Annotated in this window: 23 protein-coding genes; 7 read left to right on the top strand and 16 right to left on the bottom strand. The window is 63.6% G+C overall.

Going from position 1 to position 25126, the window contains the following annotated elements:
- Positions 1-2: 2 nt before the first annotated feature.
- Genes ACO06X_RS18455 through ACO06X_RS18445 form a run of 3 tightly spaced genes read right to left on the bottom strand, consistent with a single transcriptional unit; the run spans position 3 to position 3696 of the window.
- Positions 3-1223 carry an acyl-CoA dehydrogenase family protein gene (locus ACO06X_RS18455; protein WP_421837600.1) on the bottom strand — a complete coding sequence of 407 codons (1221 nt, stop codon included), beginning with the start codon at positions 1221-1223 and terminating at the stop codon, positions 3-5.
- Position 1224: 1 nt separating this feature from the next.
- On the bottom strand, positions 1225-2331 hold the full coding sequence (locus tag ACO06X_RS18450; RefSeq protein ID WP_421837599.1) for an acyl-CoA dehydrogenase family protein: 1107 nt from the start codon (positions 2329-2331) through the stop codon (positions 1225-1227).
- Entirely contained in the window at positions 2332-3696 is a 1365-nt protein-coding gene (locus ACO06X_RS18445) for a phosphotransferase family protein (protein ID WP_421837598.1), read from the bottom strand.
- Between the two features lie 68 nt (positions 3697-3764).
- On the opposite strand from ACO06X_RS18445, the gene ACO06X_RS18440 reads away from it, so the two are divergent.
- The 5 genes from ACO06X_RS18440 to ACO06X_RS18420 all read left to right on the top strand — a co-directional run bounded on the left by ACO06X_RS18440 (position 3765) and on the right by ACO06X_RS18420 (position 10720).
- Positions 3765-4571, top strand: a complete 807-nt coding sequence (locus tag ACO06X_RS18440; protein ID WP_072383610.1) for an enoyl-CoA hydratase/isomerase family protein — start codon at positions 3765-3767, stop codon at positions 4569-4571.
- Positions 4572-4584: 13 nt separating this feature from the next.
- Positions 4585-6084 (top strand): acyl-CoA synthetase, encoded by a 1500-nt coding sequence (locus ACO06X_RS18435; RefSeq protein ID WP_421837597.1) that lies wholly within the window; start codon positions 4585-4587, stop codon positions 6082-6084.
- A gap of 404 nt (positions 6085-6488) precedes the next feature.
- A complete protein-coding gene (locus tag ACO06X_RS18430) occupies positions 6489-7157 on the top strand; it encodes a TetR/AcrR family transcriptional regulator (RefSeq protein WP_421837596.1) in 669 nt (222 codons plus the stop codon).
- 217 nt (positions 7158-7374) lie between these two features.
- On the top strand, positions 7375-9012 hold the full coding sequence (locus ACO06X_RS18425; RefSeq protein WP_421837595.1) for a flavin-containing monooxygenase: 1638 nt from the start codon (positions 7375-7377) through the stop codon (positions 9010-9012).
- Between the two features lie 46 nt (positions 9013-9058).
- Positions 9059-10720 carry a class I adenylate-forming enzyme family protein gene (locus tag ACO06X_RS18420; protein WP_421837594.1) on the top strand — a complete coding sequence of 554 codons (1662 nt, stop codon included), beginning with the start codon at positions 9059-9061 and terminating at the stop codon, positions 10718-10720.
- A 12-nt stretch (positions 10721-10732) separates the two neighbouring features.
- On the opposite strand, the gene ACO06X_RS18415 is transcribed toward ACO06X_RS18420, so the two are convergent.
- The 8 genes from ACO06X_RS18415 to ACO06X_RS18380 form a co-directional block, all read right to left on the bottom strand.
- A complete protein-coding gene (locus tag ACO06X_RS18415) occupies positions 10733-11383 on the bottom strand; it encodes a TetR/AcrR family transcriptional regulator (RefSeq protein ID WP_421837593.1) in 651 nt (216 codons plus the stop codon).
- A 55-nt stretch (positions 11384-11438) separates the two neighbouring features.
- The gene (gene ribB / locus ACO06X_RS18410) at positions 11439-12539 is read right to left on the bottom strand and encodes a 3,4-dihydroxy-2-butanone-4-phosphate synthase (RefSeq protein WP_421837592.1); all 1101 of its coding nucleotides are present in this window, start codon (positions 12537-12539) and stop codon (positions 11439-11441) included.
- Between the two features lies 1 nt (position 12540).
- The gene (locus tag ACO06X_RS18405; protein ID WP_421837591.1) at positions 12541-13326 is read right to left on the bottom strand and encodes a DUF2889 domain-containing protein; all 786 of its coding nucleotides are present in this window, start codon (positions 13324-13326) and stop codon (positions 12541-12543) included.
- A gap of 8 nt (positions 13327-13334) precedes the next feature.
- Positions 13335-13865, bottom strand: a complete 531-nt coding sequence (locus ACO06X_RS18400) for a flavin reductase family protein (RefSeq protein WP_421837590.1) — start codon at positions 13863-13865, stop codon at positions 13335-13337.
- A 1-nt stretch (position 13866) separates the two neighbouring features.
- Complete coding sequence (locus ACO06X_RS18395; RefSeq protein ID WP_421837589.1) at positions 13867-14637, bottom strand: enoyl-CoA hydratase-related protein; 771 nt, start codon at positions 14635-14637, stop codon at positions 13867-13869.
- A gap of 2 nt (positions 14638-14639) precedes the next feature.
- Positions 14640-15476, bottom strand: coding sequence for an enoyl-CoA hydratase-related protein (locus tag ACO06X_RS18390; protein WP_072383630.1), 837 nt, complete (start codon positions 15474-15476; stop codon positions 14640-14642).
- A gap of 5 nt (positions 15477-15481) precedes the next feature.
- On the bottom strand, positions 15482-15943 hold the full coding sequence (locus tag ACO06X_RS18385) for a nuclear transport factor 2 family protein (protein ID WP_421837588.1): 462 nt from the start codon (positions 15941-15943) through the stop codon (positions 15482-15484).
- Positions 15944-16027: 84 nt separating this feature from the next.
- Complete coding sequence (locus tag ACO06X_RS18380; RefSeq protein ID WP_421837587.1) at positions 16028-16543, bottom strand: nuclear transport factor 2 family protein; 516 nt, start codon at positions 16541-16543, stop codon at positions 16028-16030.
- Between the two features lie 98 nt (positions 16544-16641).
- On the opposite strand from ACO06X_RS18380, the gene ACO06X_RS18375 reads away from it, so the two are divergent.
- A complete protein-coding gene (locus tag ACO06X_RS18375; protein WP_421837586.1) occupies positions 16642-17301 on the top strand; it encodes a carboxymuconolactone decarboxylase family protein in 660 nt (219 codons plus the stop codon).
- On the opposite strand, the gene ACO06X_RS18370 is transcribed toward ACO06X_RS18375, so the two are convergent.
- The 4 genes from ACO06X_RS18370 to ACO06X_RS18355 all read right to left on the bottom strand — a co-directional run bounded on the left by ACO06X_RS18370 (position 17302) and on the right by ACO06X_RS18355 (position 22042).
- Complete coding sequence (locus ACO06X_RS18370) at positions 17302-18561, bottom strand: cytochrome P450 (RefSeq protein WP_421837585.1); 1260 nt, start codon at positions 18559-18561, stop codon at positions 17302-17304.
- Between the two features lie 18 nt (positions 18562-18579).
- Complete coding sequence (locus ACO06X_RS18365) at positions 18580-19665, bottom strand: zinc-binding dehydrogenase (RefSeq protein ID WP_072383639.1); 1086 nt, start codon at positions 19663-19665, stop codon at positions 18580-18582.
- A gap of 79 nt (positions 19666-19744) precedes the next feature.
- Positions 19745-20845 carry an LLM class flavin-dependent oxidoreductase gene (locus ACO06X_RS18360; protein WP_421837584.1) on the bottom strand — a complete coding sequence of 367 codons (1101 nt, stop codon included), beginning with the start codon at positions 20843-20845 and terminating at the stop codon, positions 19745-19747.
- A 42-nt stretch (positions 20846-20887) separates the two neighbouring features.
- Positions 20888-22042, bottom strand: coding sequence for an LLM class flavin-dependent oxidoreductase (locus ACO06X_RS18355; RefSeq protein ID WP_421837583.1), 1155 nt, complete (start codon positions 22040-22042; stop codon positions 20888-20890).
- Between the two features lie 164 nt (positions 22043-22206).
- Here ACO06X_RS18355 and ACO06X_RS18350 point away from each other — a divergent pair, with 164 nt between their 5' ends.
- A complete protein-coding gene (locus ACO06X_RS18350) occupies positions 22207-22575 on the top strand; it encodes a VOC family protein (protein WP_421837582.1) in 369 nt (122 codons plus the stop codon).
- A 98-nt stretch (positions 22576-22673) separates the two neighbouring features.
- Here ACO06X_RS18350 and ACO06X_RS18345 read toward each other — a convergent pair whose 3' ends face one another.
- On the bottom strand, positions 22674-25028 hold the full coding sequence (locus tag ACO06X_RS18345; protein ID WP_421837581.1) for a TonB-dependent receptor: 2355 nt from the start codon (positions 25026-25028) through the stop codon (positions 22674-22676).
- Positions 25029-25126: the final 98 nt, after the last annotated feature.

Raw genomic sequence — 25126 nt, 5'->3', positions numbered from 1 at the left:
GCTCATTTCAGCTGCTCGAACGGGACGTCCTTGTCCATGCGCACCTCTCCCGGCATGCCCAGCACGCGCTCTGCGATCTGGTTGCGCAGCACTTCATCCGCGCCGCCTGCGATGCGCATCACCGTCGAATAGATATAGTCGTATTGCAAGTCGGCCGTCGCGCTGTCCGCCGGATCGGCGGCGATGGCATCCAGCCCGCGCAGCTCCATGCCAAGCCCCAGCGCCTTCTGCTGCCGCCCGGCATAGGCCAGCTTGATCATGCCCGCGAGCGCGCCGGGGTTCTCACCCTTGGAAACCATGGTCCTGAGCCGCGCCTGGAAAAACCGTTCGCCCTGCTCTTCCGCCAGTGCATCGGCCAGCGCAAGGCGGACGGCGCGATCATCCAGCATTGTTGAGCCATCCTGCGCAGGCGTGCGGGCGGCCATGGCGATCAGCGGCTCGACCCCGCTGCGGTGCGCGCCGGATCCGAGGCGCTCGCCCATCAGCACTGTCATGCAGCAGGCCCAGCCCTCGCCGATCGCGCCGATCCGGTTCGCATCGGGAATGCGCACGTCGGTGAGGAACGTCTCGTTGAACTCGCTCATCCCCGAAATCTGCCGTATCGGGCGGGTCTCGATGCCGGGCGTCTTCATGTCGACGATGAAGAAGGTGAGCCCCTTGTGCTTGGGCACAGTGGGATCGGTGCGGACGACCAGAATCCCCCAGTCGGTGAGGTGCGCCCAGCTCGACCAGACTTTCTGGCCATTGACGATCCAGTCACCCGAACCATCTTCGGCGCGCACGGCCTTGGTACGGAGGTTGGCAAGGTCTGACCCGGCAGAGGGCTCGGAGAACAGCTGGCACCACGTCAGATCGCCCTTGAGCGTGGGCTCGATGAACTGCGCGCGCTGGGCTTCGCTGCCGTGTTTTGCAATCACCGGCAGCGCCATGCCGGTGCCGATCGCGGTAAACGGGCCCTTGGGCAGATTGTAGCGCGATTCCTCCTCGGAAAAGATCACTGCGTCGATCCCGCTCAGCCCGCGCCCGCCGAGCGCTTTGGGAAACGTCAGGCCCGACCAGCCGCCGTCGAACAACTCGCGCATCCACGCGCGGCCCCGGTCGGCTTCCTCGGTATCGGGGATCTTGAGCCCGGGCGTCAGTTCGTGCGCCGGGGCGTGCGCGGCAAGCCAGCTTCGCGCTTCGGCGCGGAACGCCGCTTCAGCGGGGGTATCATTGAAGTCCATCTCAGGCCGCCTTTCCGGTCGAATGGGGTTGTCCTTGCGCGCCGGGCTGCGCGTTGAGGAGGCGGTCCGCCCAGTAACCCCGGCCGCCAACGATCACCGCCAGCAGGCGTTCGCGCCGGTAATAGAAGTGGCAGTTGGCCTCAAACGTGTAGCCGATCCCGCCGTGGACTTGCAGGTTCTCGCGCGCCGCCATTTCAAAGGCCTTGATCGCGGTGAGCCGTGCTGAGGCCGCTGCCCCCGGCAGATCATCGGCCGAGCATTCCGCCGCCCAGCCGGCGAAATAGGCGTTGGACTTCGCGAGCTCGATCGCCACCGCGACATCCGCCAGCTTGTGCTTGATCGCCTGATAGCCGGCGAGCGGACGGCCGAACATCGTGCGTCCCATCGTGTAGTCGCACCCCATGGCAAGGCAGGCTTCCGATCCGCCCACCGCCTCAAAGGCTGCCTGCACCGCTGCCCGGTCAAGCAAAGTGGCAAGCACGCCGGCGCCGGGCATGGGCTCGGCGGAGGCATCGGCAAAGTCGATCCGGTAGTGCGCGCGCAGCTGATCGAAGCTGTCGAGCCGGGTACGCGTGACGCCGGGTTGATCAAGCTTCACGAGAGCAAGCCCATCGCCGACCTGCACGACGGCGAGCGTCGCGATCCCGGCATCGGCGACCGGATGCTTGGCGCCGCTGAGCTTGCCATCCGTCAGTCGGGTCCCCTGCCCCAGCAGCGGCCCCGGTCCTTCCGCGCTGGCAAAGCAGGCGATCACTTCACCGCTCGCGAGGCGGGGTAGCCATTCGGCCTTCTGCGCGGCACTCCCGGCGAGCCGGATCGCATCGGCTGCAAGCACGATCGAGGAGAAGAACGGAACAGCCGCATTGGCCCGGCCCAGTTCTTGCGCGATCACGCCAAGATCGAGCTCCGCCATGCCCAGCCCTCCGAATTCCTGCGGAATATTGGCGCCCAGAAAGCCCATCTCGCCAAGCTCGCGCCACAGCGGCTCATCCCATTCGGCCCCACTGTCGATCAACTTGCGCAGCCGGTCATACGGGGTGCGCTCGGCCAGCAGGCCGCGAGCCTGATCGGCCAGCATCTTCTGTTCGTCGGAAAGGTCGAAGTCCATTCAGCCGATATCCTCATACCAGGTGGAGGCGAGTGCACCCAAAGCGTCCGCCATGACGAAAGTCTCGCGCACGGCGCGGTTGTGACACAGTTGCAGGGCCGCGGCGAATTCGGCCCTGCCTGCCGCAATCGCTTCGCCCAGCTCGGTGCGGGCTGCGGCGAGACTGTTTGGCGCACCGGGCAGCAGCGCCTGAATCTCGCCAAGTTCGGCTGCGTCGAACGCCGCACCGTGGCTCGCGCGGCGGCGCCAGAACTTGACCATCCGCGCGAGATCCTTGGCCTTGGCCGCTGCGCGCTGGTTGGCTGCGGCAGGGACAATATCGGCCTTGAGGTCTTCAAGCGCGGCGGCGAAATAGCGATCAGTCCAGTCGGGCTCGATCTGCGGCACGGGCGGATCAGTCAGCGTGATCCCGGCCAGTTCGGCCACCGCGCGCACGATGACGCGCCGGTGCATCGTGCCGTAGAGCAGTCCGGTTCCGCTCGCGCCGGCAAGCGAGCCCGGCGCCGCCGCAGCGGCTGCCCCGGCAACGCTGAAGCTCAGCTGGAAATAGAGGCGATGATACTTGATCCGGGCCAGATCGGGCACAGACCCACTTGCCTCGGCATAGGCTTCAAGAACATCGCGCATCGGCACGAAAGGCTGGATCAGGCTGCGCACCCAGATCTGCGCGAGATCCTCTGCCGGATCGCCGAGATGCGTGAGTTCCCAATCGATCAGCGCCGCCACGCGGTTGCCATCGAACAGGAAGTTGCCCGGCCCCGCATCCCCGTGCAGCACCACCGCCGGGCCGCGATCTTCGGGCACATGGTGCACCAGCCAGTCGAGCGCGATCTGCAGAATCGGATCGGCTCCTGAAGCCAGATTCGTCTCCCGCCACTGCGCAAGGTTCGCAGTGATGCTCTGCGAGGGCGGCTCGCTCGCATCGCCCAGTTCGGCGAAGGCAGGGTCCGCAGCATTCAGCCGGTGAAGCGCCGCGAGTTGCCCCACGAAATCGGCGGCCAACGCTGCCTTGTCCTCGGCCATCGCAAAGCGGTCATTGCCCGGAACGAACACGCTCAGCAAAGCGAGGTGCGAAGGATAGCTCCCGATCAGTGGCGCAGCCTTGATGCCGCTTGCTGCAAACGGCCCCGAAAGCGCCCGCAGGATGGCGGTCTCGCGCGCGAAGAACGGCAGCCGCGAGGGATCGCCCGCACGCGCATCCCACGCCAGATAGCAGCGGTGTTCGCCGCCATCGGCTGCCCGGAGGGTCACTTCCGCCCCCTGCCGCGATGCGCCGCCGCCGCCCCGCGCAACTTCGGCGGCAATGACACAGCCCGTGCCTTGCTCTACCTGTTGCCTGAGGTCAGAGGGGATTGCGCTTGCCATCGGTCCTCTCAGTTATATAACTAGGTCACATACCAGCCAATCACACGCCTCAGGCGGGAGAGTCAAGCGTGCGCTACGAAACCATCCTGTTCGAAGTGGCCGATCACGTCGCCACGATCACGATCAACCGGCCCGAGGCCATGAACAGCTTCAACCGGCAGATGATGGACGAATTTGCCCATGTCTGGCACGAAGTTTCGTGGAACGACGATATCCATGTCAGCGTTCTGCGCGCGGCGCCGGGCCGGGCCTTCTGCACCGGGGTCGATGTGAAAGGCGCCGTCGCGGGCGGCGACCAGCGGCCCGCGGTCGATCTCGACAACATCTGGCATTGCGAGGATCCGGGCGATCTGCTCGGCCCCAAATCACGCAAGTGCTGGAAGCCGATGATCGCGGCGGTGCATGGCATGGCGGCGGGCGGCGCGTTCTACTGGCTGAACGAGGCGGACATCATCATCGCGTCCGAAGAAGCAACCTTCTTTGATCCCCACGTGACTTACGGGATGACCAGCGCGCTCGAGCCGATCGGCATGACCTACAAGATGCCGCTCGCCGATGTGCTGCGCATGGTCCTGCTCGGCAATGATGAACGTATGAGCGCGGAATATGCCAAGTCCATCGGTCTCGTCAGCGAAGTGGTCCCGCTCGATGCGCTGTGGAGCCGGGCGCACGAACTGGCACTGCAGATTGCAGCCAAGCCCCCCGCCGCGATCCAGGGCAGCATCAAGGCGATCTGGACAAGCCTCGACCTGCCGCGCTCGGTCGCGCTGGCGAACGCGCTCAAGTTCCCGCAGATCGGCAATCCGGTCGGCGTGCCGCAAGTCGACCGCGCGGCGCTGATGGCGGACAAGGCCAAGAAATACACGCTGCGTTGAAGGGCGCACGGCGATGACCCACCCCCGCCTGCACGCCCTCGCCGATCCGGCCAAGACAGCGGTGCTGATGAGCGACGGCTCCGCCGGGCTCACGTATGGCGAGCTTGAGGACCGCGCAAATCGCGGCGCGCAGCTGTTGCGCTCGCTCGGGATCAAGCGCGGCGATACGATCGCCTACTGGCTGCCGAATTGCCCGGAAGTGTTCGAAGTCTATTGGGCCGGGCAGCGCGCCGGGCTCTATATCACGCCCATCGCCACCGGGCTCACCGCAGGCGAGGCGGACTACATCGTCGAAAACTCCGGCTCGCGGCTGCTGGTGGTCTCGTCCGAGATTGGCGGCCTAGCAGAACTGCCCGCGCGTGAAGGCGTCACTGTGCTGACGCTCGCGCAATGGCGCGAAGCACTCGTCGCGCAGCCGTCCGGGCCGATCGCCGACGAGGCACCCGGCTTCCACATGGTCTATTCAAGCGGCACCACCGGCCGGCCCAAAGGCATCCGCCTGCCACTGCCGCAGGGCGAGGTGACCGCCAGCCACATGCTCGCGGAGCTTTCCGCCGCCGCCTATGGCACAGGTCCGCACACAATCTATCTGTCGCCCGCGCCGCTCTATCATACTGCACCACTGGCCTATACGACCAGCTGCCACCGGCTTGGCGGGACAGTGGTGGTGATGCCGAAGTTCGATCCCGAAGCCGCACTCGCCGCGATCGAGCGCTTCAAGGTCACCGCCACGCAGATGGTGCCGACCATGTTCGTGCGCCTGCTCAAACTGCCGGACGAGGTACGCGCGCGCTACGAACTTGGCTCGCTCAAAGTGGTCGTCCACGCCGCCGCGCCCTGCCCGGTGGAGATCAAGCGGGCTATGATGGCGTGGTTGGGGCCGATCATCCACGAATATTACGGCGGATCGGAAGGCAACGGCTCGACCCGGATCACCCCGGAAGAATGGCTGAGGAAGCCCGGCTCGGTCGGCAAGGCCAGCTGGGGCGTGGTCCACATCTGCAACGATGCCGGAGAGGAACTGCCCGCCGGCGAACAGGGTGTGGTCTATTTCGAGGGCGGCTGGGACTTCCAGTACCTCGGCGATCCGGACAAGACGCGCGACAGCCGCAACCCGCTGCATCCGGCCTGGTCCACCCTCGGCGATGTCGGCTTTCTCGACGCGGACGGCTACCTCTTCCTGACCGACCGCAAGAGCTACATGATCATTTCCGGCGGCGTGAACATCTACCCGCAGGAGGTCGAAAACTTGCTCATCACCCATCCGCGCGTGGCCGATGCCGCCGTGATCGGCGTGCCCAATGCGGATTTCGGGGAGGAAGTGAAAGCCGTGGTTCAGCCGCTCGACCCAGCCGCCGCCACCCCCGAATTCGCGGCTGAACTGATCGCGTTTTGCAAGGCCCGGCTCGCGCATGTGAAGTGCCCGCGCTCGGTTGATTTCGATCATGCCCTGCCCCGGCTCGACAACGGGAAGCTCTACAAGCGGCTGATCAAGGACCGTTACTGGAGCTGAAACTTCGTAGCTTGGTTCGGCCCCAAAAATGTCCCTTGGCCATGCCCCAGAGAGTTGGGCCTAGATACCGGCTTCCAGCAGGCTGGCAGATGCAAAGTAATCCCGCCGGATTGCGAACTCGCTCTGTCGGAGAATATTCGGTATCGGCACTATGCCGCGAGCGACTTTGTGATGGGTCCCTCTGGGCAATGACTGAATGGAGGATGTCAGTCGACCCGGGATACGGCGGGATGCGGGATAGGATGGAACTTGCCCGATACCCCGGGAACCGCGCGAATCCGGCAGGCGCGTGATGGCTACCCTTATAGTTTGACCCTGAGCAACATCCCCGGCAGTGATTGCCGAGGCGTAGCCCGTGTCATTGCATGGCTCGGGAGTAAGCTGCGCCAGCATAAGCACCAGCGATGAGCACGATGCCGGGCAAGAACCAAACTGTCCCTATTGAGATCAACCCGATCAAGGCGGAGATTGACGAGGTCAAACGCAGACGCATTCTCGAAGAGGCCGTGCGGCAGTTCTTCGAGAAGGGCTATGAAGCGACGTCGCTGGAATCGATTGCCGAAGGGCTCGGTGTCACGAAGCAGTTCATCTACTCGCGCTTTCGCAGCAAGGCCGAACTGCTGGTCCATGTGTGCAAGGCCGGTGCGACTGCCGCCGATGAAACGGTTGCGTTCAGCGCCACGTTGGCGGGGGAGCCGGCTACCCGCCTCGCGCAGATCATTCGCTATTTCGTCCGGCTCCAGATCGAGCATCGCCGCGAAGTCGCGCTCTATTTCCGGGAGGCCAAGAGCCTTCCGGCCGAAGAGGCCGTCACCATCGACGCCTCGAAGCAGCACTTTCACCGGATGCTGCGCGCGCTGCTCAAGGAAGGTTCGCTGAGCGGCCAGTTCGAGATTGCCGATCCCTCGCTGGCGGCGTCAGCGCTTGGCGGCATGGCTTCGTGGGCCTTCACGTGGTTTACGCCCGAGGGGCGCTGGGATGCCGAATCCGTGGCGCAGGAACTGGCCCGCCTCGCGCTCAGAACCGTCGGGGTGCGCGATCCCGAAGCTTACGTCATGGACGGCCCCGCCTGAACCAGCCGCCTCGTTGCAACGCCAATTGGCAGCCTGATCTGGCCTTTACTCCCTGATTATCAGTCGTTTCGCCTTTCCTGAAGGCAGTGCGGCCCTCGCCGCACGCACGTGACTTGCGCCTTTCCGCTCAGAATATTCTTGACAGAATATATATATTCCTATGAGTATATTGTTGATCCGGCGGCGTGGCCCGGCGGCAAGAACCGGAAGGTGCCTCATGATAACTGGCGAACTCGTGCCCGATTTCGATGCCGTCGTGATTGGCGCCGGTGTGACCGGAATGTACCAGACTCATCTGCTCGACCAGAGCGGCCTCTCCGTGTGCGGGATCGAAGCGGGTGCTGATGTCGGCGGCACGTGGTACTGGAACCGCTACCCCGGGTGCCGGCTCGATACCGAAAGCTATGCCTATGGCTATTTCGCGCTCAAGGGCATCATTCCGGATTGGGAATGGCAGGAGCGCTTCGCCTCGCAACCGGAAATGCTGCGCTACGCCAACTGTGCGGCTGACGCCATGGACGTCCGCAAGCTCTACCGGTTCAACACCAAGGTCGTCGCCGCGCATTATCAGGATGCGGGCAATGTCTGGCAGGTCACGCTCGATAGTGGCGACGTGCTAACTTGCCGCCATCTGATTTCGGCAACGGGCCCGCTATCAGCCACGAGAATGCCGGACATCAAGGGCATCGACGCGTTCCAGGGCGAGTCCTTCCACTCGTCGCGCTGGCCGGTCGATGCGGACGGCCTTCCGCGCGACATCGATTTTGCCGGCAAGCGCGTCGGGATCATCGGCACCGGCGCGACCGGGGTTCAGATCATCCCGATTGTTGCGGAAAGCGCAGGCGAATTATTCGTCTTCCAGCGCTCGCCCAATTGGTGCACGCCGCTGGGCAACACGCCCATCAGCAAGGACGAGATGGCCGTCATCCGCAAGCGCTACCCCAACATTCTGGAATACGTGAAGGTCACCGACACGGCGTTCCCCTATCACCGCGATCATCGCAAGGCGATCGACGTCCCTGCCGAAGAGCGCGAAGCCTTCTTCGAGGATCTCTACAACCAGCCCGGCTACGGCATCTGGCTGAGCGGCTTCCGCGATCTGCTGGTCAACAAGGACTCGAACAAGTTCCTCGCCGATTTCGTCGCAGGCAAGATCCGGCAGCGAGTGAGGGACCAAGGCATTGCCGAGAAGCTGATCCCGACCGATCACCCCTTTGGCGGCAAGCGCGTGCCCATGGAGACCAACTACTACGAGGCCTACAACAAGGACACCGTCCACCTCGTCGATATCCGCGAGGCCCCGATCGTGGAAATTACCGCGAGAGGAATCCGCACGGCCGACGCATTTTACGAACTCGACGTGATCATCTTTGCGACCGGCTTCGATGCGGTGACCGGTTCACTCGACCGGATCAATATCCGCGGCAAGCAGGGCAAGCGCTTGAAGGACGCTTGGGCTGATGGCCCGACAACATTCCTGGGCCTTCAAGCGCGCGGCTTTCCGAACTTCTATACGCTGGTGGGGCCGCACAACGGATCAGCCTTCTGCAACGTCGGCGTGTGCGGCGGGTTGCAGGCCGAATGGGTCACACAGATGCTGGTCTACCTTACGGCCAAGGGCCTCAGCTTTGCCGAACCTTCGCAGGCAGCCGAGGACGAATGGACGGAATCGATCTACCGCGATTTCTCGCGCACCCTGCTTGCCGAGGCCAATGCCTGGTGGGTCAAGACGACGACGAAACCTGATGGATCGGTGGTGCGCCGCACGCTTGTCCATGTCGGCGGCGGCCCCGAATATCGCAAACGGTGCGAACAGGTGGCTTACCACGATTACGAAGGCTTCGAACTGGCCTGACGTCAATCAACATTGGCGTTGACAGACGCGCTCGTGCGCTTCATTCATGGCTGCGACAAGCGATGACGGGGAGAGTTTCGCCTTGATATTCAGCGAGTGGTCCGAGGTTGCGCCACTGGCGGATCTGCTGATCCGCAGCGCAGCTCGCCATCCTGACCGGCATGCGCTGGTCATGCCAGACCTGACCCTGACTTATGCCGAGCTGCGCGATGCCTCGATCGAGATCGCGCGGGGCATCATCGGGCTGGGCCTGGCCCCGCGCGCGCATGTCGGCATTCTCGCCAACAACAGTCGCGAACTCGTCACCGCCCTGTTCGGAGCCGCGCTGGCCAATTGCGTGGCCGTACCGCTCAATGCCCGCCACAAGAGCCGGGAGCTTGGCTTCATTATCGAGAACGCCGATCTCGCGTTGATCCTGACAACGGCGGCCGACACGCGCTTTGTCGATTTCCGGTCTGTGCTCGCGGAGGCCCTGCCCTCGCTTGGCACAAGTGCGCCCGGCGCGCCGCTTGCGCTCGCCGAAGCACCCCTGCTGCGCGGTGTCGTGGTGCTCGAAGGCGATGCGCCCGCGGGCTTCCTCTCCCGCGCCGACTTCGTTGCGGCAGCGCAGGCTGTGCCCGTCAGCGCGGTCGACGCCGCCCGCCGCGCCACACGCCTGCGTGATACGGCCTTCATCATCTACACGTCCGGAACCACGGCCAATCCCAAGGGCTGCCTGCTCTGCCACGAAGCCGTGTCACGCGGGCCGGTGGAGCGCGCCAGCAGTCGGTTCCGCGCGCGCGAACACGACGTGACATGGGGCGGCGGCCCGCTGTTCCATATCGGCTCGCTCGCCCCGTTCATCGGCGTGATCGGCACTGGCGGGACCTATGTCACCGACGTGTTTTTCGATGCCGGGCGCGCGCTCGATCTGATGGAGCGGGAAAATGTCTCCGTCGCCTGGCCCTGGTTCCCTGCCATCCTGCAGCCGCTGCTCGATCATCCCGCGTTCGATCCTGGGCGCCTTGCCGCCTGGCGCAAGGTCCTGCTGATTGCGCCCCCCGCGCTGGTGAACCGCGTCCAGCAGACCTTTCCCGAGGCCGAATTCATGCAGGCTTGCGGCATGACCGAAACCGCCGGGATCTTCGCGCTTTGCGCCCCCGATGAAACACCCGAGCAGCGCGCCGTCAGTCAGGGCAAGCCCGTCCCCGGCATTGCGGTCAAGATCATCGAGCTCGAAAGCGGCGAGGAGGCCGCAGCCGATGTCGTGGGCGAGATTCTCGTCCGGGGCTACTGTGTGATGGACGGCTATTACCGCTCGCCGGAAAAGACGGCCGAAGCGCTCGATGCGGAGGGCTGGCTGCACACAGGCGATCTCTATGCGCGCGCTGCGGACGGACAGCTGACCTTTCACGGCCGCGCCAAGGACATGCTCAAGGTCGGCGGGGAAAACGTCGCGGCGATCGAAGTTGAAGCCTACTTGTGCAGCCACCCGGCGGTGAAATTGGCCGAAGTGGTTGGCCGACCCGATCCGCGGCTCGACGAGGTTCCCGTCGCCTTTGTCGAGCTTCGCCCCGGCAAATCCGCCAGCGAAGAGGAACTCATCGCGTTCTGCCAGGGCCGGATCGCGAGCTACAAGGTGCCCCGCGCGGTGTTCTTCATGAACGACGGCGAATGGCCGATGTCCGCCACCAAGGTCGATAAACGGGCCCTGCGCGCACGCCATTAGCTGTCGGGGCGCTCAGCGCTTTTCCATGCCGCTGAAGAAGATCTCGCAGAAGGCGTTCGAGATTTCGGGCGCCGAGTGGGTTCCGCCCGGCTGGTACCAGCGGTGGGTCCAGTTCAGCATGCCGAACACGGCATTTGCCGCCACCGAAACGGCGATGTCATCGCGCATCTCGCCCTTGCTGATGAGTTCGCTGATCAGGCTGAGAACGATCCGCTCGAACGTGCGGGTCTTGGCCACGATCCGCTGCGCCCAGGCGCTTTTTTCGCTGGTGACCCGGCTCATCTCTTCCTGAATGTAGACGTACATATGCGGATAGTACTGGTCGTAGGCCGACATGAGCTGCGTGATGACCGCGCGCAGCTTTTCCTTCGGTTCCAGCGCATCGTCGGCAAAGATTGCTTCGCAAGCCGCGATGTTGGCTTCGACCCCAACTCTCAGGCATTCGCGAAACAGCTCCTCCTTGCTACCGAAGTAGTAATAGACAGTAGCCCGATCGAGCCCGGCCTTGTGGCCGATTTCGGCAAGAGTCGTTGCCTTGAACCCGTGGGTTTTGAATTGCCGGCCAGCAATTTCAACGAGTTCGGCGCGCTTTGCGAGATAATCGTTACTGCCCTCTTCGAGAGCCGATTGCCGCCGTTTCGAAATATTGCTCGTGGTTGCCATGCCCCGAGGCCTATCGACCTCCCGCTTGGCTGACAAGGTCGATTGGTTCACTGGATCAGCCCCCTGCAATGGCTCTGCGATCGACGATTTCAAGGCCAAATCCCTCCAGCGCCGCCATCTTCCTGCTGCTCGAAGTCAGCAGTGCCATCCGCCCGACGCCAAGGTCCTTCAGGATCTGCGCCCCGATCCCATAATCGCGCTCGCTTGAAATCCGCGCGTATTCCTCACGGCCGCCAAGGACCCGGCGCGAAATGGACGCGCGGTCCGGATCCTGGACAAACACCGCGACGGCCGGACCATCGTGCTGTGCAAGCTGGCGCAGCGCCGCGGGCACATAGTCCGGATGCGCATTGCGGTAGCCAAGCAAGTCCGCCGTCAGGTCGAACTGGTGGACGCGGACCAGCGTGTCCTCCTCGGGAGTGATCGCACCGCGCACCAGCGCCACATGCTCCCCATGGTCGACCAGATCGCGGTAGACGTGGATCGTGAAGCTGTCGCCGTAGTGGCTGTCGAACGGTCCGCTGGCGACCCGCTCGACAAGCTTCTCGGTTCGCCGGCGCCAGGCGATGAGATCGGCGATCGTACCGATCTTCATGCCGTGCTCGGCCGCGAAAGGAACAAGGTCCGGCAGGCGCGCCATCGTCCCGTCCGGGTTCATCACCTCGCAGATCACTCCTGCGGGGACCAACCCGGCAAGCCGGGCGATATCAACCGCGGCTTCGGTATGGCCGGCGCGCACCAATACACCGCCATCGCGGGCGGTGAGCGGAAACACGTGCCCGGGCGAGACCAGATCGCGCGGTCCGCACTGCGCATTGATCGCAACCGAAATCGTGCGGGCCCGGTCAAATGCGGATATCCCGGTCGTCACCCCTTCGCGCGCTTCGATCGAAACGGTGAAGGCGGTTCCATGCCCAGAGCGGTTGTCGCTCGACATGGGCGACAGTTCCAGTTCCCGGGCGCGCTGCGCCGTGATCGCAAGACAGATCAGGCCGCGGGCATGGATTGCCATCTGGTTGATCCGTTCCGGCGTCGCGAACTGCGCGGGAACAATGATATCGCCCTCGTTCTCACGGTCGTCGGCGTCGACCAGAATGAAGGGCCTGCCATTGCGGGCTTCGTCGATGATTTCGTCGATGGAGGCTATCGCGGCCATCTCAGGCTCCTTGGTTCGCAGGTTCGGAGGCGGCGTGCCGCATAGGAGGAAGTCCGCCGCTGAAATCGCGAACATAGCCGGTGTTGTCGAAAGCGGTTTCAAACGACGCGCCGCTGTAGCTGAAGCACGCACCGAACCGCGAAGGTTCCTCGGCGACCCGGCGCGGCCTGTCGCTGTCAACCATGTAAGCCCGCCCACGCGCAACGAACACCGCCATCTGGGCCATGCGCCACAGGTCTGCCTCTTCGGGCGGAAAAGACGCGTGAACCCAGCGGATGAACCCGCCGAACAGGCCCTTCCCGCGATGCTCCGCCGGCTCGGCAATCGTCTCATCCCGCAGGACCCATGCCAGCGCCGGTTTGCCCTCCTGATGCAGCGCAAGCCGCTGCTCGCCCGCTGCATCCCGGTCCGTGAGGGCAATTTCAACGACGCCGCTGCCTTCATTCCGCACCAGCCGACAGAGGCCCAGCCGCGCCAGTTCGACAAGATGGGTGCATTGCCCGCCGCGTTCCGCGGCGGAAAGCGCCAGCACGGCAACCGGTCGGCCGATCAGCGCGCGCAAAGCATCAATTGCGCCCGGACAGCTTGTCTTCGGAAAACGGTCCATGCGGGCAGCGGCATCGGTGATGACCTGGCCATCGACCGTGAGTGCGACGCCCATGTCGTGATAATCATCAAGCAGCGCCACATCGATCCCGTTCGCCCTCCGCTTGAAGGTGATCCGCCGCCGGTATACCCCGGCTCCGTAAGCGGGATTGGGCGAATAGTGCTGGAGATTGCCGGACATCGGGGCCGTCAGCCTGCGGCGGCGAACCGGCCGTACGCACCCTTGAAGAACAGGAGGGGCCCGACAGCGCGCTCGACCGCCAGAGTTTCGACCCGGCCCAGCACGATCGTGTGATCACCGGCGTCGATCTCGTCGGCTATGGCGCATTCGATATGCGCCACGACACCGTCTAGCAGCGGCAGGCCCCGCCGCGACAACCGGTGCGCAGTACCTTCGAACTTGTCACCCCCGCGTGAGGCGAACCGGCGGCACAGCTCGATCTGGTCGTCGGCCAGCACGTTGACGCAGAAATAGCCGCCTGCCCGCACCAGCGGCCAGCTGCTCGAACCGCGATCGGGGAAGAAGGCGACCAGCGGCGGATCGAGCGAAACCGAAGTAAAGCTGCCGACCACCAGCCCAGCAGCCTCGCCATCATGGCTCACTCCAGTGATGACGCAGACGCCAGTGGGATAGTTGCCAAGCACGGAGCGGAAGTGGCCCGGATCGATCTCGACCCGGATGTCGGTTTCGCCCGCTTCCGTTGTGCCTTCCCCGGTCATGTCAGCGCCCAGTCCACACCGGCTTGCGGCGCTCGGCCCCTGCCAGTTCGCCCTCACGCTTGTCGTGGCTTTCGGCGTATTGCTCGATCTCTTCGAAGCGCGTCATCAGCGCCACTTCGAGCGGATGGCCAAGACGCCCCAGCGCCGCGGCCTTTGCCGCCTGATTGGCGAGCGGCGAGGCCGCCGTGACCTTGTCCGCCCACTTCTGCGCCGTGGCTGCCAGATCGGCAAATGGGACGACCTCGTTGACGAGGCCAAAGCGCTCGGCCACATCGGCCTTGATCCGCTCGCCGGTCAGGATCATCGCCATCGCGATATGGTGGGGCAATTGCCGCATCGCGCGGTGCACGACGCCGCATTCGCCGATGATGCCGACTTTGGTTTCGGGCAGACCGAACTGGGCAGTCTCCGCCGCGACGATGATATCCGCGCACATCGCCAGCTCAAAGCCGCCGCCAACACAGAAGCCCTGCACTGCCGCGATCAGCGGCTTCCTGAGCGTGACAAGCGGACCGCCAATCCCGGTCAGCCCGCCAGCCAGCGCCATGCGCGTCTTGCGCTCTGCGCCGCCCGAAACGTCAGCCCCGATGCAGAAGCCCTTTTCACCTTCCGCCGAAAGGATCGCGCACCAGATATCCGGATCGGTGTTGATCGTGTTCCACGCGTCCAGCAGGAGGTCGTCCATTTCCTGCGTGATCGCGTTGAGACCCTGCGGGCGGTTGAGGCGGACATGCGCGACATGCCCCTCGATCGTGAATTCGACGTCTGCCATGTTTACTCCTCCGGCGCGACGAGCGGGCTCGTCGGCGCGACTTTGAACTGCTGGATGACGGCCTTGAGGCCCTGCTCCTTCATGCGCTGCCGGATCTCGAGAACAGCCGGCGCCAGGTGCAGCAGCGCGTCGATTTCGGCGATGCCGGACAAGGCCTGCCTGAACCCTGCCGCCTCGGTGGCGCGGTTGATCGAGAGCTTCTTGAGCCGCAGGACCTCCGGCGGGGTCAAGGCGATCCGCTGCGCCAGCGAGCGCACTGCCGGAATGAGCTGCGCGGCGGGCACGCAGTGGTTCGCCCAGCCCCATGTCACGGCGGTGGGCCCGTCGATCCAGTTGCCCGGCACGAACGCGAATTCCTTGGCGCGCTTGGGGCCGACGAGGCTGACCCAGGTCGGCGCGATGAAGCCGCCGCCGATGGGAATAGTCGGTTCGCCGATCCGCACATCATCGGCGACGACAGTGATATCGGTGAACACGCACATCTGCGCCGCAGCGGCGAGGCAGAAGCCGTGAACCGCCGCGATCACCGGCTTGGGATGATCCCACATCAGCAGCCAGCGTTCGACATTGGCGCGAAGGCGGGCCTGATCAGCCATGGGATCAGCCGGGCCGCTATCCCCTGCACCATAGCTGCCAAGGTCCATTCCGGAGCAGAACCCCTTGCCCTCGCCGCGTATGGCGATCACCGGACCGCCCTCGTGCTTCAACCTTCCGAGCGCGTCGGCAAACTCGTCGAGCAACTGCGGCGACAAGGCATTGGCGGCCTCGGGCCGGTCGAGCACAATCCAGCTGAGCGCTTCCTCGTGCTCGATCCGGATCGTGGCATAGTCGCTCGCCATTGTGGTTACTCGGCGCGCCCGATGGGGTTAGCAGCGCGCACGTGGTAGTCCGTCGCCATCGTGGTCTTGAGGATGCGCTGCTTGAATTTCCACTGCCCGTCCCGCTTGACGATGACGTCATGGTATTGGCCATAGAGAATTCCGTCGGGGCGTTCCTTGGTGTAGCGGTGGATGGCAAGCACGGCTGCGCGCAGCGTGACCTCGGTGTCGCTGGTCCAGTCGATAACGATGTTGGAGACATGGTGTGAGGTCGCGCGGAAGAACGTGCCGATCCCGTCGAGCGTTTTGGCATAAGCCTCGATCCCGGTCGCGCCGAAATTCGGGGCATAGCTGACTTCGCAATCTTCGACGAACAGCTCGATCATCTTCTCGGGCATGTTCATGTCGAGGTAGTAGGCGTAATCGAACACGATCCGCTCGATCGCGCGTTCCTCCACGATCCGGTTCAGGGCGCTTGCTACATCCACGACATCTCTCCTTTTTCATTCAGTGGGTTGAGCCCGAAATTCCGGCCCCTCCCCGCAAATCCCGAGCAAACCATGCCCACCCGATCAACCATCGCGCCGCCTTGGAAAATCGGAAGCCAGCGGCTCGGCACCGGGCCAGCGCACGTTGAGCGTGCTCGTCAACGAGGCCTCCACAGCAGACCAGGGTGCCACGTGCACGACCCTCATGGCGCGGACCGCAAGCCGCCATTCGCCATCCTCGCGTTCGTAACGGTCCACATAGCGGACCGCGCCGAAGTAGGTGGCTGCGCCGAGACCCAGTTCGAGATGGGCGCAGACGAGCCCATCCGCTGCATCAGGTCCGTCAAACCGGATATGCACATAGTGCGGCGTATGGACGGTCTGACCCATGCCGGAGCGCGCCACCTTCAGGACCGCGACGATCCCGTCACGGCCATCCGCATCCTCAAAGCCTGAGGCTTCAAAACGTGCCGATCGGGTAAAACACTGCGCCAGCGCGGCGTAGTCATCATCGTCGGCCGCACGGAAGTAGCCCGCGACCAGATCCTGAATCGCTGCCCTGTCCTCCAGTATCCTGATGCGCTCTTCCAGCGATGACACGACACGACTCTCCAACTCTTCAAACCGATATGGGCAAGGCGGAAACCGCAGTCAACACATAAGTTGACAGTTTCAAACGGAGCGGGCAAAGTCCTTTCATGACAGTTATTTCGATTGCGCAGCTGCGCGCAGAAGCTGAAACCATGACGGCGTCGCTCGGCGAAGGAGAGCCGCTTGACGCGCTCGGCGTCGCCCTTGTCACCCTCGCCGTAACCGCATCCGTAACCGCGCTCGAACGCGCCGGGATCGAGCGCGCCATCGCACGGGCCTTCGATGCGGGCGCGACCATCGCGCAAGTGCAGGAAATCCTCGCGCTTTCCTCCGGGCTTGGCGTGCACACCCTGATGGTTACAGCCGCCCCGGTCCTGGATGCCGCCGCCACGCGGGGGCTGATAGACGCCGCGCAGCCTCTCGATGCCGAGCGCCAGTCGCTGTGGGACCAATATGTTGGCAATGATCCGTTCTGGAAGGGCTTTACTGAGGAGCTGCCCGGATTTCTCGAGGCAATGCTGCGCCTCTCGCCCGACATCTTTGTCGGCTTCTTTGACTACTGTGCTATTCCCTGGCGCAGCGGCACCGTTCGCGCGCGGATTAAGGAACTTGCCGCGCTCGCCTGCGATGTGACGTCGAGCCACCGCTTTCGCCCCGGCTTTCGCGTGCACCTCAAGAATGCCATCGCGCTCGGCATTGGCCGCCGCGCCATTCTGCAGGCGCTCGACATTGCCGCCGCAGTGCCGGAGCACTGCGGCACCGACTGATCACCCGGCCTTGCCGGCATCCCAGATCAGCGGAACATTCTCGACGGCCGCAACGATGCCCGAGTGGTAGATCGGGTTCGCGCCGGGTGCGAGGCTGAACTCAGGGATCCGGCGGATCCACTCCTGCAGCGTGACGGTCGCTTCGAGCCGCGCCAGATGGAGCCCGGCGCAGCGGTGCGGGCCAGCCGCGAAGGTGCTGTGCTGCGGGGCCTTGCGGTCCCAATCGAGGTTCCAGGGATCCTCGTTCTCATCCGGATCGAGGCCATGGAGCGCCGTCGGCAGCAGGATCATATCGCCCTGCTTGAGCTCGACACCACGATAGGTCTGATCAGCGGCGACCATGCGCGCGTCGGAAACGACCGGGAAACGGCGGAACAATTCCTCGACACCGCGCCGCAGCTTCAGTTCGTCGTCACGGATCTCCGCAACCTTTTCCGGATGCCGCGCAAGGTAGATCATCGCGAAGCTCAGGAAATTGACGACCGTATCCAGCCCGCCGAGCAGGAGCAGCGAAATCAGCCCGACGGCCTTGTCATGCGGCATGGGCTCGCCGTTGATCGCGCCGTTGACCATGACAGAAATGAGATCGGTGCCATCCTTCCCGCGGCGTTCGCGAATGATCGGATCGACATAGGCGTCAAAACCGCGGTTGGCCGCATCGAGCGTTGCAGCCATCTCTTCGGGCGTATTGCCCGATGGCCGGGTCATGTCCTGCGCGAAAACAGCAAGCTTGGGCACATCGGACATGGGCAAGTCCGCCATCGCCATGAAGACCTTCACCGGGAAGACATTGGCGTACTCGGCGGCAAAATCGCAGTGTCCACGCGCGACCATCGGCTCGATCAGGTCCGCCGCTGCCTGGCGCACCTGATCTTCCATCTTGCGGATTTGCGCGGGATTGAGCCCGGTATCGAGCAGCTTGCGGTACGGCGTATGCTCGGGCGGATCCATGCGCGTCGGCACCATGCCGTACTTTTCGCCCGCTTCCTTGGGCAGAAAGATCACCTGGCTCGAAAAGCGCGAAGGGTCGCTGTAGATTTCCTTGATGACCTCGCCGCGCGTCGCCACCCAGTGGCCGCCGGTCAGCGGAGTCCACGCAAGTTCGGGCGTACCGTCCGTCTGCAAGGCCTTCCACGCCTCGTGGAAGCCGTTCTCGATCCCGTCAATCGCATACATGTCGATATCGCGGACAAGGGCTTCCGGAACGTGCGGCGGGCGCGGCGCGCGCACGCGACTGTCGTCAATTGCGGTTTGCGTCATGGAACGTCCTTCCGTGCGTCAGCTGATTTCGGGATCGATGATGGCCTTGATCACTGCACCGGCGGCCGTCGCCTCGAGCGCTTCCAGCGCGCCTGCGACACCGAACCGGTGGCTTACGATCTCGGCCAGCGGGTATTCGCCATTGAGCCGTGCCGCGAGGTGCAAGGCCTGATGGAAGTGCTTGGGCTTGGCGAAGGTCGCCCCCGCAATCGTCAGGTTCTTGATCGTGAGATCGCGCGGGGAAATCGGCTGCGTGCCGATAGCTCCCCACAGGCCAAGGATGATGTAGCGGCCATGATTGCCCGCGATGTCGACGCCTTCCGGAAAGGCCGGCAATGCGCCGGCGGCTTCGACCACGATGTCAGGCCCGTTGGGCGCAACCCGGTCGTAGATCTGCCGGCGGCGCTCTTCCGGGCTGTCCTTGAGCGACACAGTCGCCGTCGCGCCCAGCGAACGGGCGATTGCGAGGCGGTTCTCATGCATGTCGACCGCAATCACTTCCCGCGCGCCCGAAAGCTTCGCCAGGAGGATGGCGGAGAGGCCAACGGGGCCAGCCCCCTGCACCACCACGGTATCGCCCATCCGAACTGGCCCGCAGCGATCAAACCCGCGCAGCGCGGTGGGAAGCGCGCAGCCCAGCGCGATCACCGCCTCTACCGAGGCGCCATCGGGCAGCCGGAAGAAGGCAAGGCCATTGGGCAGCCAGGCGTAATCGGCATAGCTGCCCCAGTTGGGCTTTTCGGCATGTTCGAAGAAGGTCGAATTGTCGCAGGGAGTCTCGTCGAGCACGGTGCAACTGTGGCAGCGATGGCAAAGTGCGATCGGCGCCCAGTAGACAAGGTCACCCGGCTTCACCGCAACCCCGGCATAATCGGTCGTCACACCGGCGCCGAGCTTCTCGATCCGGCCAACCCCTTCATGGCCGAGGATGATCGGGAACGGCATGACACCGGCCTCGCCCGACATGATGTGCACGTCGCTGCCGCAGACGCCGCCCGCTACGATGCGCACCAGCGCGCCGCCGGGTTCGGGATCGTAGATCTCGACATCCCAGGTCTCGACCCGGTTGGGTTCGACCAGCACGCATGCTCTTGCCTTGCTCATTTCTCGATCCTCTCGGCACCCCGGCGAGGCCGACCGCGGCGCGTCTGGCGGCGCCCTCGGTGGCCGACCCGGGAGGGGTTCAGTTGGGCATGCGCACCTTCGGACAGACTTCGGTCGCAAGCCGGCGCAGCGATTCCTCCCAAGGCTTGGGATCGTCGATGCTGTCATGCTGGTTGGCCACGATCTGCCCCCAGCCGCCGACCGCATCGGCGAGCTTCTCCAGCTTCTCGATCACCGTTTCAGGCGAACCGCACAGGATCACGTGCTCGACAAGGAAATCCTCGTCGATTGCGTCAGGCGTGATGTCGATGCCGCTATCGTGGATGATCCCGTCGAACAGCCCGAACTTGACGTAGATTTCCTTCAGATACTTGTGCCAGGTCTGCATAAGCCCGGTCTTGCGCACGAGCCGCTTTGCCTCGGCATCGGTATCGGCGATGAAGATATCCCGGCACACGCGGTAACGCTTGCGATCCGGCGTATGGCCCTTGGAAAGCATTGCTTCCTCCCAGGTGTCCCAGTGCGCGCGCATCTGAGGGGTGCCGCCGAAAAACGAGATCGGCGAGTAATCGCGCTCGCCAGCAAATTTCATCGAAGACGACTTCATCGAGAGGCCGGTCACGGCAAGCTCAAGCGCCGCCCGCCCGCCATAGGGGCCGTTGTTGGCGATCTCGACGTGGTATTCCGGCATCGTGTCCGCGCCGGGGAAACCGGCCTGGAAGTACTTGCCCTTCTCGACGAACGGCTTGCCCTCCCACACCCGCTCCATGAGCGCGAGCGCCTCAAGCTGCATCGGCGGCAGCGGCGCGATGCTCTCGAAGCCGTGCAGGATAGCGTCGGTGTGATGGCCGCCGGGCGCCACGCCAAGGAAATAGCGGCCTTCCATGACCTGGCTCAGCCAGCCGATGCGGATCGCGAGCGTTGCCGGGTCGTGATAGGGCAGCAGGTGCGCCATCGGCGCAAAACGGATCTGCTTGGTTGTGTGCGCGCAGGCAGCGATGATCGCTTCGGGCATCGGGATGTTCTCCCAGCCCAGCGTGTAGTGCTCGCCGATCATGTAATCGGCAAAGCCAGCCTCGTCGGCGATCCGCGCGATATCGACCGCCCAATCGAACACCTGACGCGGTGTGCGGCTCGGCGGATTGTAAGGCGTCATGAAGATACCGCACTGCATAGCCATTTGATCTCTCCCAGCGTTTGAATTGGTTTCAAACTTTATGCTTCAGACGAAGACACCCTCTTCGTTCTTGGTCGAAAAGCGCGGCGCCACCTTGCTGATGAACTTTTCGAGCTCTTCCTGATTTTCCTCGGGCTCGAGGTGGCCCTGACCGAACATCAGGAACAGCTCGTCAAAGCCAAGCCGGTCGTGCGCTTCGCCGATGCGGTCGGCGATCTCATCGGCCGAGCCGATCAGGACGTTCGGCGGGCGCTGGCCCATCGGGATGAACCATTCATCCCAGAACCACATGTGCTCCTCCATGAGCTTGGCCGCGCGGTCCTTGTCGTCGGTCAGCATGAGAAAGCCGCCCCAGGCCGAGGCCTGGGTGTTGGTCACCTCTCGGCCAACCTTGGCGGCCGAGGCGATGTAGCGGTTGTTGAGGGACTCGCAGAAATCGAGGTTGTCCGAAAGAACGATCAGCTTGCCGCCTTCTTCCGCCCAGAAATCGATGGTGCGCCCCGATGCGGCAAAGCCGCCGTAGATCGGAGGGTGCGGTTCCTGGAAGCATTTGGGGGCGATGCCGATCTGGCGGACAATGCCATCAGCGTCCTGTCCCTTGCCATACTTGGCGTAAGCGGGATGACCGGCAGAACCGCCGTTCGGGGGAAACTCCCAGTTGTCGCCCTTATGGCTGAACACGTCGCTGGTCCATGCCTTCTTGATGACGCGAACACCCTCCTCGAACAAGGAGCGATTGCGTGCATCCTGTTGATCTCGCGCCTTTACATTGTCCGGCGTGGTGGCGCTGATGCCTTCCTTGGCAGCATAGCTATCCACCCAGCGGGCATGGTAGCCGCGGGTGAAGCCGCAATACATGCGGCCCTGCAGCATGTGATCGAGCGTGGCGATTTCCTCGGCAACGCGCACCGGATTGTGGGTGGTCATGGTGTAGCCCATGATCCCGGCCTTGAGCCGCTTGCTGTTCTGTCCGACGAACAGGCTGAACATCCCCGGATGGTTGTTCGCTTCGAAACCCTCGATCTGCAGGTGATGCTCGGGCTGGCAGTAGCCATAATAGCCAAGGTCATCGGCAAGGCGGACATAGCCGCGAATCTCTTCGAGAAAGCGCTGGTAAAGATCATTGCGCTGCCCGGCCATGCCGGCCTCGATCTCGTGACGCCGCCCCACCACACCAGTCTGCATCAAGTGGAATTTCATCGCCTCGATCCCTGTCCATCTTTATCAACACAACCGTTGATAGGGGGTAGAATCAGAGCTTGTCAATGGCGATCAGGTCTCCCTGAGGCCCCAAATCAACCTTTTCGTTGATTGCCCGTCCTGCCCGCTTGCCTCGATGAAATCGCACGCGCAAACAGCCGCTTATGGAAATCGCCGGAATCGATCATGTCGTCGTCAGGGTGGCCGATCTCGATCGCTCCATCCGGTTCTACTGCGATGTTCTCGGCTGCTCGCTGGATTGGCGGCGAGACGAGATCGGGCTCGCCCATCTGCGCGTGGGCAGCGCGTTCATCGACCTGCTTGCGGGGCAGCCATTGCCGGCCGACGCCGTTCGCAACATGGACCATCTCTGCCTCACCGTTGCCAGCTTCGATGCAAACGAAGTGCGGCTCCATCTGGAAGCGCACGGTGTGGCGGTCGGCCCGGTTGCCGAACGGTACGGCGCATCCGGATGGGGCCAATCGCTCTATCTCAGCGATCCGGATGGCAACGGGCTGGAACTGAGAGGCTAAGACAAAAAATGCCGCGACCATGTCGCGGCATCTCCTGATCAGCATCCGGGCGGAAGAGCCGTGAGGGACGACTCCCCCGCCCGCCGCAGAGCATCCGGTCAAAACTTGACCGAGAGCTCCGCACCGAAGGTACGCGGTTCGCCCGGATAGGCGGTGTTCACGCCGTTGGACGCGCCAAGCGCATAGCCCGAGACATAGTAGGTATTCTTGGTCAGGTTGCGCACATAGAACGCGGCCGAGACCTGGCTTTCCATGATGTCCTTCCAGTTCAGGCGCATCCCCAGCGTGGAATAACCATCCAGCTGCGTGCCCGGCGTCGAAGTGCCATTGGTGTTCGAGAAGAAGAAGCTCGACTGCTTGTAGAAGTCGGTCCGCAGGCTGACCCGGCCTATCTTTGCAGGCACCGGGAACTTGATCTCCGCATTGACCGAACCGGCCCACTTCGGCGCATCCGGATAGGAATCGACCTGCAGGCTGCCGACAAACGGGATCGGCACATTGCGATCAGTGTACTTCGCATCGGTGTAGGCAAGATTGAAGCCCACATCGAGCCACGAGGTCAGCCCGAAGAAGCCGTCAACTTCAACGCCCTGGGTCTCGGCCTTGGGTACGTTGACCGTGAAGCCCGCAGGCGCGCCGCCCACGATCGCATAGAGCGCGCGCTGCGCGTCCTTCACGATGACCTTGTAGGCAGCGACGTTGAACTGCACCGGCACCGACGAGATGCGGCCGTTGAACTTGTAGCCCAGTTCGAAGTCGTGAACCTTCTCGTTCTTGAACAGGTTCGCCGCCTTGCCCGTCAGCGGATCGGTGAACGGAGCCACCGTACCGTTGAGGTTACCCGCGCGGAAGCTGCCGCGCTGGTTGAAGTAGATCATGTTGTTGGAGTCGATCTGATACTGCAAGCTCGCCGTCCAGGCAGGGGCAGAGAGCTTGGTGCTCTGGTCTGCCGCCGGCGAGTTTGGATCGACGCCGAAGACATTGCCTTCCGCCTGACGAATGCCGACGGTTTCCCAGGTATAGCGCCCGCCGAGCGTCGCGGTGAGCTTGTCCGTCAGCTGGTAGCTGAGCTGGGCAAAGATCGCCTTGGAGGTCTGCCGGTTGCGGTATGCATAGGAGATGTCGGCAATGCCGCCGGGGACGACATCGGCACCGATGTTGATCGGAATGATCTCGTAGCGCTTCTGGTTCGAATAGAAGGCGCCCACGGTGTAGTTCAGCTTGCCGACTGCGGCTGTGCCCTGCAACTGCAGTTCGTCGCTGTAGGTTTCGGATTCAAACGTCTGTCCACCCGGCACGCCGGTGGCATTGGTACCGGCGAGCTTGAACAGCCACAGCGAGCCGAACGGACCGCCGCCGAGATTGCCCGCGGTGCGCGAATTGCCCTTCATGTAGCTGAAGATGTTCTTGATCTTGGCATGTTCACCAACCTCGACCTCGGTCGTGTTGGACACGAAGGTATTGTTCGCGCGGTGCGGCAGATCATACTGCAGGAAGATCTTGTAGGGATTTGCGCGCGAGAACTTGGTGTAGCCCTCGACGGCGCCCGGGAAGAAGCCCGGCCCTGCCGGCCCGTCGTTCGCGCCATAGATCGCAGCGAGCGTGTTCGAAAGCGGCGTGCCCGTGGTGTTGGTGATATGATTGGTGCCGTCGCTGATGAACTGCGACGTGGGGTCACCCGGGGTCGCGAGCCGCGAATAGTAGTTGAAGATACCGCCGACGCCTTCGGTGCCGCGCACGCGATCATGCTGCACGATCGTGACGTTCTTGATCCCGTCGGCCGGCGTGAACAGGATCGTCAGGCGGCCCGAACGGCTGTTCTTGTCGCCCAGCGTATTATTGGTGTTGATGTTGGTGATATAGCCGTTGCCGCGGGTGATATCGCCCGCAATGCGAATGGCCAGCTTGTCCTTGATGATCGGCAGATCGACCGCGGCCTGGATCTGGCCGAACTCGCGCGAGGCACCGCGCGCGATCACATATCCGGCAAATTCGTTGCCAGGCATCGGCGTCGTGTAGAGCACAGCGCCGCCCGTGGCATTGCGGCCAAATAGCGTCCCCTGTGGCCCCTTCAGCACCTGGATCGAGGCCAGATCGAAGAAGGCGGTCGCGGTGTTTCCGGGGTTGTAAGGCGCTTCGTTGAGGTACGGCAGCACGGCAGGGCTCGTACCCGAGAACGGGTCGAGCGACTGCCCGCGCATGCTGTAGCTCAGCTGGTTCGAGTTCTGCCCGTTCTTGACCTGAAGACCGGGAACCAGCGTACCGATATCCTGCTCGCTCGCGATGTTCCGGGTTTGAAGGGCTTCGGCATTGTAGGCAACGACCGAGACGGGAACCTTGGACAGTTTCTCCTCGCGGCGCTGCGCGGTCACGACGATGTCCTCGGTGCCAGTCGCGTCGACAGCCTGCGGCTGCGCAGTTTGCGCTTGGGCAGGAACCGAAAAACCGGCCACGATCAACGCGACTGCACTTACGCCCTCCCGCAGGAAAGCCGCACCAAACCTGCGACCTTCACTGGCGCCGCTGTTTTCAAATACCATTACCCTTCTCC

Origin of the sequence: Novosphingobium sp. (assembly GCF_965229225.1) — a bacterium.
Classification (GTDB): domain Bacteria; phylum Pseudomonadota; class Alphaproteobacteria; order Sphingomonadales; family Sphingomonadaceae; genus Novosphingobium.
This window is presented reverse-complemented; position numbering and strand designations above follow the sequence as displayed.